Origin of the sequence: Photobacterium rosenbergii (assembly GCF_033022775.1) — a bacterium.
Taxonomy (GTDB): Bacteria; Pseudomonadota; Gammaproteobacteria; order Enterobacterales; family Vibrionaceae; genus Photobacterium; species Photobacterium rosenbergii_A.
In genome coordinates, this window is record NZ_JAWJZI010000006.1 from 1 (window position 1) to 16,460 (window position 16,460).

The following is a 16,460-nucleotide window of genomic DNA, read 5'->3' on the forward strand; positions in this document are numbered from 1 at the left end:
AGCCCATAGCCCATAGCCCATAGCCCATAGCCCATAGCCCATAGCCCATAGCCCATAGCCCATAGCCCATAGCCCATTTTCCCTACTATTTTTCTTTTTCAAAAAAAATCTAATTTTCTTTGAACCATTTCATTTTGAGCCAGTCATATATAGTGACATTCACATTAAAGACGCGGTACTTAGATTATTTATCTATTTGATACGCTGCTTTAATTTATGATGCCACTGCTGCTAAACTCCTAATTGTGTATATAGAGCTTTTGCCCACTGAATATCAGTGGGCTTTTTTTTGCCAATCAAAAATAATTTTAAATTTTTTTGAACTAATCGAAAACTCGCCAGTCATATATTACATGATTCAGATTAAAGACGAGGTTCATAAGCAGGTTCTTAATTGCTTTATGACTTAACAGGATGCTCCTGCCCTTCTTTAATTTGTGATGCCACTGCTGCTAACTCCTAATTGTGTATATAGAGCTTTCGCCCACTGAATATCAGTGGGCTTTTTTTATTTTTAAACATGAGCTTAAACCCAAGTTATCTCAAGCTGCCCATTCGGAGCCAACAGCATTCATCACTCAGGGTTATTGTTCAGTAAGTCGGCATGCCGAAGCGTTAACGATAGCCAATTGCATGTTTTCGACGCATCAATGATCTTGCTGTTACGTTCAACAGATTCGACAAATTCTGGCAACGGCAAACCTGCTATATCCGCCATCTGCCGATAGTAGACTTCCCGGCTTGGATGATCCGGCGCTGCTAAGTGCAGCACCTGCTGAGAAGGCCAGTGCTCTATTAACTGCTCAATAGCAGCAATACAGTCTGTTTGATGAATAAGGTTTACCTTATCTTTACCGTGCTCAATCCCTTTGCGACCCGACAAGAATCGAACGGGATGCCTATTTGGGCCAATGAGACCGGACAATCGCAGGATCACTGCCTCACTTCCCCACTCGGCAAGTAGATAACGCTCTAGCTCAAAATGAGCTTGCGCTGACCGAGTGTCTGGCCTTGGCACGGTAAACTCATCAACAACCCCTTGGCACGCACCATAAACCGCGGTAGTACTTATGAATACGATTCGACGACAGCCGACCTGTTTCGCGGTTGCTGAAAGCAGCTTTACTTTAGCCACCAGATCATCCGCAGCACCTTCATATCGACCAGGAGGCACATTGATAACCAGCAAATCGGTATCTAAGAACTGCTTCAGTTCCACAGTCAGCGTCTCAGGCTGAGCTAATGTGTCTGGCAGCGAAAGCGTCACGCCATGGATACCGTGTTCAGCCAACTTACCGGCTTGTTCGGATGACTGCTTGCTGCCCCATGTTTCTATACCTCGTTGCGCAAGATGCCTGGCCAAAGGCAAACCGAGCCAACCGCAACCACATATACTGACCTTGTCGATTTTTCCCTGTTTCATTCCCTTTCACCTCTTACCAATCATCTGAAAGTCATTTTCACATGGCTGCTCAAAACTTCATCTCGATTTATTTCAACCTGTAAATTAATTCCCGCGCACTGAAAATTAGCTACAGAAAAACACGAAATCAGCCTTTCAAACCGTAATTTTGATTAAAAATCTTTTCAGTTCTGAAAGAAAAAATTCGATCCCTGTCAAACTATAATAAAAAGAGAAAGCGATATTCATGGATTTACTAGGAGCAGATCCATGAAAAGTAGTATAGTTTCATCAAAATGGCTTTAAGCACTTTATACGATAAGTAAGCCAGTAACGAAATTCAGTAACGAGCGGTAACCGCCATGAATACCCTAGAGAAAATTCAAAAGAATCTTGATAACTTCAGTAAGTCAGAACGTAAAGTTGCTGAAGTTATCCTAGCATCGCCACAAACAGCCATTCATTCGAGCATTGCAACTCTGGCTAAGATGGCGGATGTGAGTGAACCTACTGTTAACCGCTTCTGTCGTCGCTTGGATACAAAAGGTTTCCCAGATTTTAAACTGCACCTTGCCCAGAGCCTAGCTAACGGTACGCCTTATGTGAACCGCAACGTCGAAGAAGATGACGGCCCTGATGCTTACACCTCTAAAATCTTTGAATCTACCATGGCATGCTTGGACGTAGCGAAAAACAGCCTCGACCCAATGCAGGTGAATCGTTCCGTTGACCTTTTGACCCAAGCTAAGAAAATCTCTTTCTTTGGCCTGGGCGCATCGGCCTCTGTCGCTCACGATGCACAAAATAAATTCTTCCGCTTCAACATTCCAATTGTCTGCTTCGATGACATCGTGATGCAGCGCATGAGTGTGATCAATTGTAGCGACGGTGACGTTGTCGTAATGATCTCACACACAGGTCGCACCAAGAGCTTGGTTGAGGTCGCACGCATGGCCCGTGAAAATGGTGCCACTGTTATCGGCATTACAGCCAAAGACTCACCGCTAGATCGAGAGTGTTCGATCTCCATCTGCTTGGATGTCCCGGAAGATACCGATGTCTACATGCCGATGGCAAGCCGTGTGGTACAGATGACCGTCATCGATGTACTGGCGACAGGCTTCACGCTTCGCCGTGGTGCCGGTTTTCGCGAAAACCTAAAGCGAGTAAAAGAGTCACTGAAAGACTCTCGCTTTACTAAAGAAGGCATTATTTAAGCTTCTTTATACATTGCACCAAGGTTTGATTGATAAGGCATGGCTTCGGGGCCGTGCCTTTTCTTTTCCCTACTCGATTAGCCACTCTAAAGCCCTATCCATCATCTACACTTACCCCAACCAAAAGCAAAGTTCCGCCATTACGAGCAACGTTGCCCATTAAAATTCTGCAATTTTTCTACCGTATGATGAAAAACATGCATGACTAGTCCTACAATATGTTTTTTTCTTACAGTTTGTTGATAAAGAACAGCTTCTTTCTACCGATATGTGTAGTAAAATTTCACGCAATTCAATGAAGCAGATTTCCACAAGCAATCGTTTCATTGGTAACCAATGATACAGATGGAGTTTCCGATGTCTGAAAGGCTAAGACGTACTAAAATCGTTACTACTTTGGGTCCTGCAACCGACCGCGATAACAATCTAGAAAAGATTATCGCAGCGGGTGCTAATGTTGTGCGAATGAACTTCTCCCACGGCAGCCCAGAGGATCACATCCAACGCACCAAGACTGTACGTGAAATCGCCGCAAAACTAGGTAAGCACGTTGCTATCCTAGGCGATCTCCAAGGCCCGAAAATCCGTGTGTCAACTTTCAAAGACGGCAAGATTCAATTGGCGATCGGCGACAAGTTCACCCTAGACAGCGACCTAGCAAAAGGTGAAGGCGATCAGCAAGCTGTTGGTCTTGACTACAAAGAGCTACCTAAAGACGTTGAGACAGGCGACATCCTACTGCTTGACGATGGCCGTGTTCAGCTACAAGTGACTTCTGTTGAAGGCAACAAGGTTCACACCGAAGTGACCGTTGGCGGTCCACTGTCAAACAACAAAGGCATCAACAAGAAAGGCGGTGGCCTTTCTGCTGAAGCCCTAACAGACAAAGATAAAGCAGACATCATCACAGCAGCACAAATGGGTGTTGATTACCTGGCGGTATCTTTCCCACGCAACGGCGAAGACATGAAATATGCACGCCGCCTTGCGATGGAAGCAGGCCTTGAAGCCAAGCTAGTTGCTAAAGTCGAGCGTGCAGAAGCGGTAGCGACTACTGAAGCAATGGATGACATCATCATGGCTTCTGATGCGGTAATGGTTGCTCGTGGTGACCTAGGTGTTGAAATCGGTGACCCAGAGCTAGTGGGCGTTCAGAAGAAACTGATCCGCCGTGCTCGCAGCCTGAACCGCACCGTGATCACGGCTACCCAGATGATGGAAACCATGATCACCAGCCCAATGCCGACGCGTGCTGAAGTGATGGACGTCGCAAACGCCGTACTTGATGGTACTGATGCGGTTATGCTTTCGGCAGAAACAGCAGCCGGTAGCTACCCGGTAGAAACAGTAACAGCGATGGCTGGCGTTTGTATGGGTGCAGAAAAAGAGCCAAGCATCAACGTATCTAACCACCGCCTAGCACGTACTTTCGAGTCAGCGGAAGAAACTATTGCCATGTCGACCATGTATGCTGCCAACCACATGGAAGGTGTCAAAGCGATGATCGCGATGACAGAGTCTGGCCGTACGCCACTGATGATGTCTCGTATTTCATCTGGCAAGCCAATTTTCGCTATGTCTCGCAACGAAAACACGCTAAACCGCGCTGCACTATTCCGTGGTGTTACTCCGGTTTACTTCGATCGCGACAGCGATGCAGGTCTAGAAGCAGCAAAACACGCTGTTGAAAACCTGAAAGAAAAAGGTTTCCTTTCTGTTGGCGACCTAGTGATCGTTACCCAAGGTGACGTGATGGATACTGTTGGTAGCACCAACAACATGCGTATCCTGACTGTAGAGTAATCTATAGCCTGAATACAAAAAGCGTGATGGTGTCAGCCATCACGCTTTTTTTTGTCTTTTTTATATTTGCCACGCTACGGGTACGCTTTATCTACCCTTACTCCATTATCGAAATAGAGTATTCTGACCTTGTCTTTAGGTTGGAACAGCATGGTGGAATCCACATCTTGGATCACATCGATCAGGGTGCCGTCTTCGGCCTTGATCAATAGCTCCACCAAACGGTATTGAACAATCCGCTGCGTCGGCTGGCGCTTATGCGCAATACCCGCACCGGCAACCGCGCCCACCGCCGTGGCGACCTCACGCCCGGTACCGTCACCAAACTGATTCCCAATCAAGCCGCCAATCACGCCTCCCAACAGGGTTTCCCAACCATTTCGCTGCGATTCTATGACTTCTTGGTGGGTGATATAGCGAACACTGTCCACGGCACCGAATACCACTTGTTTCACCGGTCGCGCCTGATTTCTATTGTACGGTGCCGCAGAAAGTGCCAGGGGTAGAACTAACAATAACACTAACCATTTTCTCATCATGTATAATCCTCTTTCCCGGCAACCTGTGCACTTGGGCAAATGCTTTATTCCCAAGCAAAATAAGCTACATTTAGTGTAATTATGGCAATTTATCTTCCGGAGCTTGATCCGGTCAATACTGATTTCCCAGCCCCTGAAACCGCATTAGCAGACCCAAATGGCTTGCTCGCCTTTGGTGGTGACTTGCGACCAGAACGCCTGGTCAGCGCATACCGTCAAGGGATATTCCCGTGGTTTTCAGAAGGTGAGCCCCTACTCTGGTGGAGCCCTGCCCCAAGAGCGGTATTCCTGCCCGATCAATTCCAACCGAGTAAAAGCTTAAGAAAATTCTACCGAAAATCTGGCTACCAAGTCACATTGAATCAAGCTTGCCACGATATTATCGAACTTTGTGCCAGCACCCGTAAAGCAGAAGAAACCTGGATCACCCCTGAAATGATCCAGGCCTATCAACACCTGCATGATCTCGGCTACTGCCATTCGGTGGAAGTATGGCAGCAAGGTAAACTCGTTGGCGGACTATATGGGATCAGTGTCGGCGGCGTGTTCTGTGGCGAGTCGATGTTCTCGCTGGCAGACAATGCTTCCAAGATTGCCCTCTGGCTATTTTGCGAGCATTTCAGTTCTCATGGCGGCCAACTGATTGATTGCCAAATTATGAATGATCACCTTGCCTCCCTCGGCGCAGCCGAGATGGAGAGAGCGCTGTTCACACATTTCCTCCACCAGCAAAGAGATGCCATACTTTGTGATGCGTGTTACCAGAGTCAGGAGTTAACTTTCACACCGTCATGAGCAGTTTAAACAAGCTTCCTTTACGTATTGGTTTGACACCTGAATCGTCGTGCAGCTATCTCCCAGGGCAAAGCGAGCAGCTCGGTGTCGTGATGGACCACCACTGGTTGTCACCGGCTGGCTACAGTGTGTTGTTGGCCTCGGGCTACCGTCGCAGTGGCAGTGCCGTCTACAAACCCATGTGTCAGCAGTGCAGCGCATGCGTACCGCTGAGGGTGGACTGCCCTGCTTTTCGACCATCGAAAAGCCAGAAGCGCCAACTCAACCAGATGGCCAAGTTACGCTGGGAGTTCAAAACGGAGCTGGATCCAGGTTGGTATCCGTTATACGAGCGTTACATCACCCAGCGCCATTCTGATGGCAGTATGTATCCACCGAACAAGGCCCAGTTCTTCGAGTTCTGTACCGCGCCATGGATGGATACCCTTTTCCTTCATGTTTATGAGGAAGAAAGGCTTATCGCTATTGCCATCACCGATGTTTTCGATGATGCCATGAGCGCGGTATACAGCTTCTTTGACCCGGACAGCTCGCTCTCGCTCGGTACGCTGTGTGTGCTCTATCAGATCCAGTATTGCCAACATTCAGGACGGCGTTGGCTCTACCCCGGCTACCAAATCGACCAATGCAAAGCGATGAACTATAAGGTTCGCTTCAAGCCCTACGAAAAACTGACGGCGCATGGATGGCAACATTTTGATGAAAACTAAGCTGCATTTTTCACCGCTGCCTGAGGTAAATACGATAAAATACGTATTAATGCATCAGAGTAGCTGACAAAGCACATTCGCAGATGTAAAATTGCGGCCTAAACTTTACACTCAAACAGTTTCAAGGCATTATCCAGCCCGATCAGAAGAATGGCTGGTAGCCTAAGAGGATTCAATGGCAAAAGAAGACGTAATTGAAATGCAAGGTACTGTGCTAGACACACTACCTAACACTATGTTCCGCGTAGAGCTTGAGAACGGTCACGTTGTTACCGCTCACATTTCTGGCAAAATGCGTAAAAACTACATCCGTATTCTTACTGGTGACAAGGTAACTGTGGAACTGACTCCATACGACCTAACCAAAGGCCGCATCGTCTTCCGCGCCCGTTAATCTTTTACCAAGATTGCAGAATACAAATAAAACCCGGCCTCTCGCCGGGTTTTATTTTTTCTAACGTTAAGAAACCTTGCAATGCCCTCCTTCCCTTTTTGATAAATACTCCTCATCGTCATCGCAAATTTATTTTATTTGCCACCCCCCCCGTTCGGTTGTTTAATCCCCCTGCACCCAAAGGCCAAAAGCGAGTGAGGTGTATGCGAGGGACACGCCCTCACCTTCTTCTGTCATACCGTGAAATCTGTCTGCAGCACGGCCGTTTAGGAATGACAATGAAACCAATCGCAATGCATGATATGCAACTAGAAATCAACCTATTGCACATGTGCGACATCGCAGCCACTATCCACCCGAAAGACCGACCGCTTAGCACGTCGCCACACCTTGAGCGCCGTAAGAAACGCATGTCGCAAAGACGGGCCCAACGAACGCTCGCTGGCTGCGTCTAACCCACTTTGGTTCACCTAGGATGTTGACGGGGCCTATTGCATTCCCATCGCTCCGCACATCTATCTGATGAGTATTAACTAACCTGGTGCTTACAGTCTTAAGGCTGGGCCTTGCCACAGCTGTCGATTGACTGTCAGTACCCAATCACTGCCCGAGGAAAAAGTAATGAGTGATTGGACGACTAAAAATGCGCGTGACGTTTACAACATCCCATATTGGGGACAAGGCTATTTTGATATCAACCCTCAGGGTGAAGTCGTGGCTAGGCCAAACAGCCAAGATCCGTTAAATACCATAGCCCTGTCACAGTTGGCGGATCAGTTAATTGCCAAAGGTGCATCTTTACCGGTTTTGGTTCGTTTTCCTGATATTCTCCACCACCGAGTCGATACCTTGTGCACTGTCTTTAACCAGGCTATCGACCACTACCAATACCAAGGTGAATATCTGGCGGTTTACCCAATCAAGGTGAACCAACAAGAGGCTGTTGTCAGCGAGATCCTGGCCAGCCAATATGCCAAACAACAGCGTCAATTGGGTTTGGAAGCCGGTAGCAAACCTGAGTTGATGGCTGTGCTAGCATTGGCACAGCAAGCAAGCTCGGTGATCGTCTGCAACGGCTACAAAGACAGGGAATACATCCGTCTTGCCCTGATCGGTGAAAAGCTCGGCCACGATGTCTATATCGTGTTGGAAAAACTCTCCGAGCTTAAAACCGTCATGCAAGAAGCTATCGAACTGGGGGTTCGCCCTCGTCTAGGTTTGCGTGCTCGCCTTGCATCCCAAGGTAAAGGAAAGTGGCAAGCCAGCGGTGGCGAGAAGTCCAAATTTGGCCTGTCTGCATCTCAGGTGCTGTCTGTTGTTGAGAAGCTGCGTGACAACGATATGCTCGACTGCCTGCAGTTGCTTCACTTCCACCTTGGCTCGCAGATCGCCAATATCCGCGATGTCCGTAGCGGTGTCGGAGAAGCTGGCCGGGTATATGCCGAACTGAAGAAATTGGGCGCTGGTATCACTACCGTCGATGTCGGTGGCGGTTTGGCTGTTGATTATGAAGGCACCCGCAGCCAGAGCAGCTGTTCCATGAACTACAGCCTGCGCGAGTACGCCAACAATGTGGTCTATACCCTGGGTGATATCTGCAAGGAGTATGATATTCCAATGCCGAGAATTATCTCGGAGTCGGGCCGTAACCTGACCGCGCACCATGCAGTGCTGATCACAGATGTAATTGGTGTAGAACGGTATAAACAAGAATCGGTAAACCCGCCAGAGGTATCTGCCCCGCAGATCCTGCACAATATGTGGCACTCATGGAAGGAGCTGATGACGCTAACCGATTCTCGCTCGCTAATTGAGATTTACCATGACAACCAAAGCGATCTGGCTGAAGTACACACTCAATTTGCCATGGGTATACTGAGCTTTACAGAGCGCGCTTGGGCCGAACAAATCAGCCTGCGGCTATGCTACGAGCTAGAGAAAATGCTGTCGGCGAAAAACCGCGCCCATCGTCCATTGCTGGACGAACTTCATGAGCGCTTGGCTGATAAGTTCTTTGTTAACTTCTCGCTGTTCCAGTCGTTGCCAGATGCCTGGGGGATCGACCAAGTCTTCCCTATATTGCCGCTAAGCAACCTGGACAAGGAGCCGGAGCGACGTGCAGTAATTTTGGATATTACCTGTGACTCAGACGGTGCTATCGAGCAATACGTCGAGGGACAAGGGATCGAGACAACGCTGGCAGTTCCTGCCTGGAGTGATGAATCACCGTATCGCATGGGGTTCTTCCTAGTGGGTGCCTACCAGGAGATCTTGGGGGATTTGCACAACTTGTTTGGTGATACCGATACCGCGATTGTCCGTGCTATGCCGGAAGGCGGCTACGAGATCGAGCGAGTAGACCATGGCGACAGCGTTAAAGATGTCCTGCGCAGTGTCCGCCTTGATTCTGCCAGCTTCCTGGCCCAGTACGAGCAAATGGTCAAGCAACACTTACCTGTTCACGAGCACAGCGCGATCTTGAGCGAGCTCGAAGAAGGGCTTAATGGCTATACCTACTTGGAAGATGTCCAGAGCCAGCGTTAAGGCGTAACAACGCAAATAACAGAACGAGGCCACCAGCATACTGGTGGCCCTTCAACAGTTTTAGATTTCGACAGCTTTAGGAGCCGATTATGGCAACCCTTGCAACTCACCCAGATTATTCGCTAACGGCAAATGCCTTTGGTTTTTTGCGTCAGCCGTTAGAATTTGCACCGCACACCACCGATGCCGATGTCATCATCACCGGTGTCCCGTTCGATATGGCCACAACTGGCCGCTCAGGCAGCCGCATGGGTCCGAATGCAATCCGTCAGGTATCGACCCACCTTGCTTGGGAAGGCAAACGCTGGCCCTGGTCGTTTAAGCTTAAAGACAAGCTGACCATTGCTGACTGCGGTGACCTAGTCTTTGATAGCGGTGATGCTGCGCAAATGTGTGAGCGCTTGGAAAACCATGCGACATCCCTGCTTGAAGCAGGCAAGACGTTGCTGACCTTCGGCGGTGACCACTTTGTCACCCTGCCGCTGCTGCGGGCACATGCAAAGAAATTTGGCAAGATGGCGCTGATCCATTTCGATGCCCATACCGATACCTATGACATGGGTAGTCAGTTTGATCACGGTACCATGTTCTACCATGCACCTAACGAGGGCTTGATTGATCCACTGCACTCAATCCAGATCGGAATACGTACCGATCATGACAACAAGCTAGGCTTCAATGTCCTGGATGCAGGAACAGCCAACGATTGGTCGGTTGAAAAAATTGTCGAAAAGATTAAACACACCGTCGGTGATATGCCTGTGTATCTGACCTTCGACATCGATTGCTTGGATCCAGCGTTCGCACCGGGTACCGGCACACCGGTATGTGGCGGCCTGACATCGGACAAAGCGCTGAAAATCATCCGTGGCTTACAAGGCATCAATCTTGTGGGTATGGACGTGGTAGAAGTGGCCCCGGCTTATGATCACGCTGATATGACCGCTTTGGCCGCGGCGACCATTGCAACTGACTTGCTGCATTTGTACGCGAGTCGGAAGTAGAGCGGGTCCTGGGTCCTGGGTCCTGGGTCCTGGGTCCTGGGTCCTGGGTCCTGGGTCCTGGGTCCTGGGTCCTGGGTCCTGCAGGCAGTATTTGCAATAATGTCAATCACTTCAAGCTTTTGATTTTGACTTTGCTTTTCCAAGGTCCGAGGACCTGCTTTTCCTAGGGCCACTTTAACTATCGCCTCTAGCCCCATAACGAAAAGAACCGCCCGGAGGCGGTTCTTATTTATTAGCAGGATTGTTGCGATTAGTGCGCTGGTTCCAAGTCACTGCTGAACTGGAAGTCCAGTTCATCGTTGACGATATCAACACGCACCGAACCGCCGTTCACCAAGCTACCGAACAGCAGCTCGTTGGCCATTGGTTTTTTCAGGTTGTCCTGAATAACTCGGGCCATCGGACGGGCACCCATCGCCTTGTCATAACCTTTATTGGCCAGCCACTCACGGGCTTTCGACGATACTTCCATTGATACACCACGGGCATCCAGTTGTGCCTGCAGCTCGACAATGAACTTGTCGACCACCTGAGAAATAACATCTTTCTCAAGATGGTTGAACCAGATGATACCGTCAAGACGGTTACGGAATTCAGGCGTGAATACACGCTTGATTTCACCCATTGCATCGTGGCTGTGATCCTGCTGGATCAAACCGATCGACTTGCGGACCGTCTCGGTAACACCGGCGTTAGTGGTCATCACCAATATCACATTACGGAAATCAGCCTTGCGACCATTGTTGTCGGTAAGCGTACCGTTATCCATCACCTGCAGCAGCAAGTTAAAGACATCTGGGTGAGCTTTTTCGATTTCATCAAGCAGTACCACTGCGTGTGGATGCTTGATAACCGCATCGGTCAACAGACCACCCTGATCGTAACCAACATAACCTGGAGGCGCACCGATTAGGCGACTCACTGTATGACGCTCCATGTACTCAGACATATCAAAGCGAAGCAGCTCGATGCCCAATGTGCGTGCAAGCTGTACCGTTACCTCTGTTTTACCTACACCAGTAGGACCGGCAAACAAGAATGAACCCACAGGTTTGTTCTCGGCACCCAAACCAGCACGGCTAAGCTTGATCGCCTCGGTTAGCACATCGATAGCCGGATCCTGACCGAAGACTAGCATCTTCAGCTTGTTATCCAGTTTTTGCAGTACATCGCGATCACTTGAAGAAACCGACTTCTCAGGGATACGCGCCATCTTGGCGATCATTGCCTCGATATCGCTGACATTAACAGTCTTCTTACGACGGCTCGCTGGCGCCAAGCGACAACGCGCACCGGCTTCATCGATAACATCAATCGCTTTATCCGGCAGATGGCGTTCATTGATGTATTTCGCTGACAGCTCAACCGCAGCACGGATAGCCTTGTTGGTAAAGCGAACCTCGTGGTGCGCTTCGTACTTCGGCTTCAGCCCCATCAAAATCTTGGTGGTGTCATCCAGTGAAGGCTCGATAATATCGATTTTCTGGAAACGACGAGATAGCGCACGCTCTTTCTCAAAGATGTTGCTGTATTCCTGGTATGTCGTCGACCCCATGCAACGAAGCTTACCGTTACTGAGCAGCGGCTTGATAAGGTTAGCCGCATCGACCTGTCCACCAGAGGCGGCACCCGCACCGATAATGGTGTGGATTTCATCAATAAACAGGATGGCTTGGTCTTCTTTCTCTAGCTGCTTCAGAATTGCTTTGAAGCGTTTCTCGAAATCACCACGGTACTTGGTACCAGCCAGCAGTGAACCAATATCCAGTGAGTAAATCACACAGTCTTTGATCACATCTGGCACTTGGCCTTCAACAATGCGCCATGCCAAACCTTCCGCAATCGCGGTTTTACCCACACCGGCCTCACCGACCAATAGTGGATTGTTCTTACGGCGACGACACAGCACCTGTACCGTTCGTTCAAGTTCAGTATCACGGCCAATTAATGGATCGACCCCACCCGCACGGGCAAGCTGGTTGAGGTTGGTAGCAAAGTTTTCCAGTTTATCTTCAGAACTCTGCTCCGCACGTGGTTCTTCGCCACCCACATCAGGACCGTTGATATCGTCGTTGTCGCTATCTTTAACCGTGCCATGAGAAATGAAATTAACCACATCCAAACGGCTGATATCGCTCTTCTTAAGCAAATAAGCCGCATGCGATTCCTGCTCGCTAAAGATAGCAACCAGCACATTAGCCCCGGTCACTTCGCTGCGACCGGAAGACTGCACGTGGAATACAGCGCGCTGTAATACACGCTGGAAGCTGAGTGTAGGCTGAGTTTCCCTGCTTTCATCATCCACTGGGATCAGTGGGGTCGTTTGTTCAATAAACGAATCAAGCTCTTTGCGCAGCGTATCCAGATTAGCTCGGCAGGCCACCAAGGCCTCTTGTGCCGCTGGATTCTCCAATAATGCCAACAGCAGATGTTCTACCGTCATAAACTCATGACGTTTCTCTCTCGCCCGCGCAAAGGCAGCATTCAAGCTCGCTTCAAGTTCTTTGTTTAGCATAAGGCACCTCCCCTAAATACCACTCAATTATGGCGTGCCGGAAAAAGACTATGCCTTTTCCATCGTACACAGTAGCGGATGTTCATGCTCCCTCGCATACATCATCACCTGGGCCACCTTGGTCTCGGCTACCTCGGCGGTGAAGGTTCCGCACACCGCTTTCCCCTCGTAATGCACAGTTAGCATCAACTGTGTTGATTTCTCCAGATCCATGGAGAAGAACTTCTGTAACACTTCTATCACAAAATCCATCGGTGTGTAATCATCATTGTTCAAAATTACTTTGTACATCGATGGCGGTTTGGTCTGGACTTCCTCTTCTTCCAATACATCGGAGTCGGGAATAATCCACTCGTATAACTTACTCATAACCTTAACTTACCAGTACGATAGGAATAGTCTACCAAGAAACAATGAGTTATCTCTTCTCCTTGCTTACAAGGCGTGTCCGACCACCGTTTTCCTACCCCTATATTCAGACTAATGCACACATTGTATTCCAGCAAATAAGAGATGACTATGACTAAGCCGACAATCCGGACGAATTACCGCCGTTTCCGGTCAAAGTGGGAGATACCGCCAAAATGCGACAGATTGCATAAAATACGTGCCAGAAAAGCAATTACATGCAGAAAGATGTTAAAAATTTAACACGGCACCACATTTTAATAAAATGTTATATTACCAGCTTGACTGCCTAAGTCTTTTTACTAAAGTGTAACTTGTAGTAGATATTAACTGCATCAAATTAGCATTAGTATGCAGGTCGTGATACAAAGGACATAGCAAACTAATGCAAAATGGAACTTGAATGCACAGAAGGAAGTAAGCATGGCAACAGGTACAGTTAAATGGTTTAATAACGCTAAGGGATTTGGTTTTATCTGCCCTGAAACAGGCGAAGGCGATATTTTCGCCCATTATTCGACTATTCAGATGGATGGTTACCGTACACTCAAAGCTGGTCAGCAGGTCAGTTACACGGTTGAGACTGGGCCAAAAGGGTTCCATGCCAAGGAAATCATTCCCGTTGAAGGTGAGGCTGTAAAATAGCAGATTCGACCTTAACGTTTCTTTCTGAAGACGAGCCAATGCTCGTCTTTTTTATTTCATGTTGCTTTCTCCAATAAGCTTCGCTCGATAAGCGCTCTCTTTAAGACAACAAGAAAGTGAATAAGTCATGCATAACCACCTCCCCACCAACGCCAACAAATTTTAACAACAGAGTTACAATGGTAAATATTTAGCATCGTGAGTGGTATATTTGAAGCACAAAAAAAGCCCAGCACGAGCTGGGCTTTTTTTGCATTTCATCGCAATGATGATACAGAATTACATCTGCTCAATCATGTCGTCCGCAAACTCTGAACACTTACGCAGTGTTGCACCTTCCATTTGGCGCTCGAAATCGTAAGTCACGGTCTTGTTGCTGATAGCCGCTTCCATTGAACTGATAATTAGATCAGCCGCTTCAGTCCAACCTAGGTGGCGAAGCATCATTTCTGCAGACAGGATCAACGAGCCTGGGTTAACTTTATCTTGGCCAGCGTACTTAGGCGCTGTACCGTGTGTTGCTTCGAACAATGCAACACCATCGCCGATGTTCGCACCCGGTGCAATACCGATACCACCAACCTGTGCAGCCAGTGCATCAGACACATAGTCGCCGTTTAGGTTCATGGTTGCAATCACATCGTACTCTGCTGGGCGCAGAAGGATTTGCTGCAGGAACGCATCTGCAATGCTGTCCTTGATGATGATTTCTTTACCCGTATTCGGGTTCTTCAGTGTCATCCATGGGCCGCCGTCAAGCAGCTCAGCACCGAACTCCTGTGCCGCCACTTCGTAACCCCAATCTTTGAAGGCACCTTCGGTGAACTTCATGATGTTACCTTTGTGAACCAGGGTTAGCGAGTCACGGTCATTATCGATAGTGTACTGAATCGCTGCGCGGACTAGGCGCTTAGTGCCTTCTTCGGAAACCGGCTTGATTCCGACACCACACTGCTGTGGGAAGCGGATCTTGGTTGCGCCCATTTCTTCTTGCAGGAACTTGATGACTTTATCTGCTTCCTCAGTGCCAGCCTTGAACTCAACACCCGCATAGATATCTTCCGAGTTCTCGCGGTAGATAACCATGTCAGTCAGCTCAGGTTGCTTAAGTGGGCTTGGTACGCCATCGAAGTAGCGAACAGGGCGGGCACAGATATATAGGTCTAGCTCTTGGCGAAGCGCAACGTTCAATGAACGGATACCGCCACCTACAGGAGTCGTCAGAGGACCTTTGATTGCAACTTTGTAGTCGCGGATAAAATCAAGGGTTTCTTGCGGTAGCCAAGCATCTTCACCATATACTTGCGTTGATTTCTCACCGGTGTAGATTTCCATCCAGGCAATCTTACGGTCACCGCCATAGGCTTTATCAACAGCGGCATCAACGACTTTGATCATCGCAGGGCTTACGTCAACCCCGATACCATCACCTTCAATGTAAGGAATGACAGGGTTGTTAGGAACGACCAGTTTACCTTCAGAATCCAGAGTGATTTTCTGACCTTCAGCTGGTACAACTACTTTACTATCCATTTAAATCTCCTAGCGTCCATTTGTTATCTTTTTGTAAGATGCGCGCAAATCATACTTGAAATTTTATCGATACGCCACTCATTGTATTTTTCGCGTATAATAGGCGTGTCAATTTACTTTTCCCTTGTACAACTCGCTATTTATGAAGCCAAACACCTCTGCACGTCAACCCAAACGTGCCAATAATGAGCGCCGACCATCAAGAATACGAAATAAACCGAGGCGTCCCCGTGGCCCGACAAAAATCATATTATTTAACAAACCTTATAACGTTCTGACCCAATTCACCGGGGAACCGGGGGATAAAACGCTGTCTGATTTCGTCCCGGTAAAAGACATATATCCAGCCGGTCGACTGGATAAAGACAGTGAAGGATTGTTGGTGCTGACCAATGATGGCGTCCTGCAAGCACGCCTGACCCAACCAAAATCCAAGCAACCGAAAACATACTGGGTCCAGGTTGAAGGAGCGCCTAGCGATGAAGAGCTGGAACAGCTACGTCGCGGCGTTACCCTCAAGGACGGTCCGACCCTGCCTGCGGGTGTTGAAATAATCGACAGCCCTAATGTCTGGGAGCGAACCCCGCCGATTCGCGAGCGGAAAAATATTCCGACCACTTGGCTGGCCATCACCTTGAAAGAAGGGCGCAACCGCCAAGTCCGCCGTATGACCGCCCATATCGGCTACCCTACCCTGCGCCTTATCCGCTACAAGATGGCTGATTGGACCGTCAGTGATCTGGCTCCGGGGGAATGGAAGGAAGTCAAACTCGACGCTTCTTAACTCACTTGCCAGCAGTTTTCTACTGCTGGCAAAGCCTTTACATTTTCCTGCTGGCTTTTTACGAATTTAACATTAAAAACACTACACTTTTGCCTCGCCCTCATCTATCATTGCCACCAGAAAGCAAACGTTTGCGCAAATGAAAAAATGACGTTGGTAAAATTATT

At 48.6% G+C, this 16,460-nt stretch carries 15 protein-coding genes; 10 read left to right on the top strand and 5 right to left on the bottom strand.

What is annotated here, in order from left to right; genetic code table 11:
• Window positions 1–574: 574 nt before the first annotated feature.
• Window positions 575–1,423: an SDR family oxidoreductase gene (locus R2X38_RS15695; protein ID WP_317523270.1), complete on the bottom strand. Its 849-nt coding sequence runs from the start codon at window positions 1,421–1,423 to the stop codon at window positions 575–577.
• Window positions 1,424–1,764: 341 nt separating this feature from the next.
• On the opposite strand from R2X38_RS15695, the gene R2X38_RS15700 reads away from it, so the two are divergent.
• Window positions 1,765–2,619 carry a MurR/RpiR family transcriptional regulator gene (locus R2X38_RS15700; protein WP_107297457.1) on the top strand — a complete coding sequence of 285 codons (855 nt, stop codon included), beginning with the start codon at window positions 1,765–1,767 and terminating at the stop codon, window positions 2,617–2,619.
• 357 nt (window positions 2,620–2,976) lie between these two features.
• Entirely contained in the window at window positions 2,977–4,422 is a 1,446-nt protein-coding gene (pyk, locus tag R2X38_RS15705; RefSeq protein WP_317523271.1) for a pyruvate kinase, read from the top strand.
• A 74-nt stretch (window positions 4,423–4,496) separates the two neighbouring features.
• On the opposite strand, the gene R2X38_RS15710 is transcribed toward pyk, so the two are convergent.
• A complete protein-coding gene (locus R2X38_RS15710) occupies window positions 4,497–4,958 on the bottom strand; it encodes a glycine zipper 2TM domain-containing protein (RefSeq protein ID WP_317523272.1) in 462 nt (153 codons plus the stop codon).
• Window positions 4,959–5,042: 84 nt separating this feature from the next.
• Between R2X38_RS15710 and aat the strand changes: the two genes are divergently transcribed.
• From aat to speB, 6 genes are all read left to right on the top strand, one after another.
• The gene (aat, locus tag R2X38_RS15715) at window positions 5,043–5,756 is read left to right on the top strand and encodes a leucyl/phenylalanyl-tRNA--protein transferase (protein ID WP_317523273.1); all 714 of its coding nucleotides are present in this window, start codon (window positions 5,043–5,045) and stop codon (window positions 5,754–5,756) included.
• Window positions 5,753–6,466, top strand: coding sequence for an arginyltransferase (locus tag R2X38_RS15720; RefSeq protein WP_317523274.1), 714 nt, complete (start codon window positions 5,753–5,755; stop codon window positions 6,464–6,466). The genes aat and R2X38_RS15720 overlap by 4 nt, the downstream gene beginning before the upstream one ends.
• Window positions 6,467–6,641: 175 nt before the next feature.
• The gene (gene infA / locus R2X38_RS15725; RefSeq protein ID WP_005298441.1) at window positions 6,642–6,860 is read left to right on the top strand and encodes a translation initiation factor IF-1; all 219 of its coding nucleotides are present in this window, start codon (window positions 6,642–6,644) and stop codon (window positions 6,858–6,860) included.
• Between the two features lie 278 nt (window positions 6,861–7,138).
• Entirely contained in the window at window positions 7,139–7,315 is a 177-nt protein-coding gene (locus tag R2X38_RS15730) for a hypothetical protein (RefSeq protein WP_317523279.1), read from the top strand.
• A 166-nt stretch (window positions 7,316–7,481) separates the two neighbouring features.
• Entirely contained in the window at window positions 7,482–9,404 is a 1,923-nt protein-coding gene (speA, locus tag R2X38_RS15735; RefSeq protein ID WP_317523280.1) for a biosynthetic arginine decarboxylase, read from the top strand.
• A gap of 89 nt (window positions 9,405–9,493) precedes the next feature.
• Entirely contained in the window at window positions 9,494–10,408 is a 915-nt protein-coding gene (gene speB, locus R2X38_RS15740; RefSeq protein ID WP_317523281.1) for an agmatinase, read from the top strand.
• 250 nt (window positions 10,409–10,658) lie between these two features.
• Here the strand turns inward: speB and clpA are convergent, their stop codons facing one another.
• Together clpA and clpS are read right to left on the bottom strand one after the other, a co-directional pair.
• Entirely contained in the window at window positions 10,659–12,923 is a 2,265-nt protein-coding gene (gene clpA, locus R2X38_RS15745; protein WP_317523282.1) for an ATP-dependent Clp protease ATP-binding subunit ClpA, read from the bottom strand.
• Between the two features lie 48 nt (window positions 12,924–12,971).
• A complete protein-coding gene (gene clpS, locus R2X38_RS15750; protein ID WP_107298674.1) occupies window positions 12,972–13,292 on the bottom strand; it encodes an ATP-dependent Clp protease adapter ClpS in 321 nt (106 codons plus the stop codon).
• A gap of 462 nt (window positions 13,293–13,754) precedes the next feature.
• Here clpS and cspD point away from each other — a divergent pair, with 462 nt between their 5' ends.
• Window positions 13,755–13,976, top strand: a complete 222-nt coding sequence (gene cspD / locus R2X38_RS15755; protein WP_187463223.1) for a cold shock domain-containing protein CspD — start codon at window positions 13,755–13,757, stop codon at window positions 13,974–13,976.
• A gap of 279 nt (window positions 13,977–14,255) precedes the next feature.
• On the opposite strand, the gene icd is transcribed toward cspD, so the two are convergent.
• Window positions 14,256–15,509 (bottom strand): NADP-dependent isocitrate dehydrogenase, encoded by a 1,254-nt coding sequence (gene icd, locus R2X38_RS15760; protein ID WP_317523284.1) that lies wholly within the window; start codon window positions 15,507–15,509, stop codon window positions 14,256–14,258.
• A 142-nt stretch (window positions 15,510–15,651) separates the two neighbouring features.
• Here icd and rluE point away from each other — a divergent pair, with 142 nt between their 5' ends.
• Window positions 15,652–16,293 carry a 23S rRNA pseudouridine(2457) synthase RluE gene (gene rluE / locus R2X38_RS15765; RefSeq protein ID WP_317523285.1) on the top strand — a complete coding sequence of 214 codons (642 nt, stop codon included), beginning with the start codon at window positions 15,652–15,654 and terminating at the stop codon, window positions 16,291–16,293.
• Window positions 16,294–16,460: the final 167 nt, after the last annotated feature.

Bases quoted from the DNA above. Each gene is read 5' to 3' on its own strand.
- R2X38_RS15695 (WP_317523270.1), bottom strand. From the start codon at position 1,423: ATGAAACAGGGAAAAATCGACAAGGTCAGTATATGTGGTTGCGGTTGG.
- R2X38_RS15700 (WP_107297457.1), top strand. From the start codon at position 1,765: ATGAATACCCTAGAGAAAATTCAAAAGAATCTTGATAACTTCAGTAAG.
- pyk (WP_317523271.1), top strand. From the start codon at position 2,977: ATGTCTGAAAGGCTAAGACGTACTAAAATCGTTACTACTTTGGGTCCT.
- R2X38_RS15710 (WP_317523272.1), bottom strand. From the start codon at position 4,958: ATGAGAAAATGGTTAGTGTTATTGTTAGTTCTACCCCTGGCACTTTCT.
- aat (WP_317523273.1), top strand. From the start codon at position 5,043: ATGGCAATTTATCTTCCGGAGCTTGATCCGGTCAATACTGATTTCCCA.
- R2X38_RS15720 (WP_317523274.1), top strand. From the start codon at position 5,753: ATGAGCAGTTTAAACAAGCTTCCTTTACGTATTGGTTTGACACCTGAA.
- infA (WP_005298441.1), top strand. From the start codon at position 6,642: ATGGCAAAAGAAGACGTAATTGAAATGCAAGGTACTGTGCTAGACACA.
- R2X38_RS15730 (WP_317523279.1), top strand. From the start codon at position 7,139: ATGAAACCAATCGCAATGCATGATATGCAACTAGAAATCAACCTATTG.
- speA (WP_317523280.1), top strand. From the start codon at position 7,482: ATGAGTGATTGGACGACTAAAAATGCGCGTGACGTTTACAACATCCCA.
- speB (WP_317523281.1), top strand. From the start codon at position 9,494: ATGGCAACCCTTGCAACTCACCCAGATTATTCGCTAACGGCAAATGCC.
- clpA (WP_317523282.1), bottom strand. From the start codon at position 12,923: ATGCTAAACAAAGAACTTGAAGCGAGCTTGAATGCTGCCTTTGCGCGG.
- clpS (WP_107298674.1), bottom strand. From the start codon at position 13,292: ATGAGTAAGTTATACGAGTGGATTATTCCCGACTCCGATGTATTGGAA.
- cspD (WP_187463223.1), top strand. From the start codon at position 13,755: ATGGCAACAGGTACAGTTAAATGGTTTAATAACGCTAAGGGATTTGGT.
- icd (WP_317523284.1), bottom strand. From the start codon at position 15,509: ATGGATAGTAAAGTAGTTGTACCAGCTGAAGGTCAGAAAATCACTCTG.
- rluE (WP_317523285.1), top strand. From the start codon at position 15,652: ATGAAGCCAAACACCTCTGCACGTCAACCCAAACGTGCCAATAATGAG.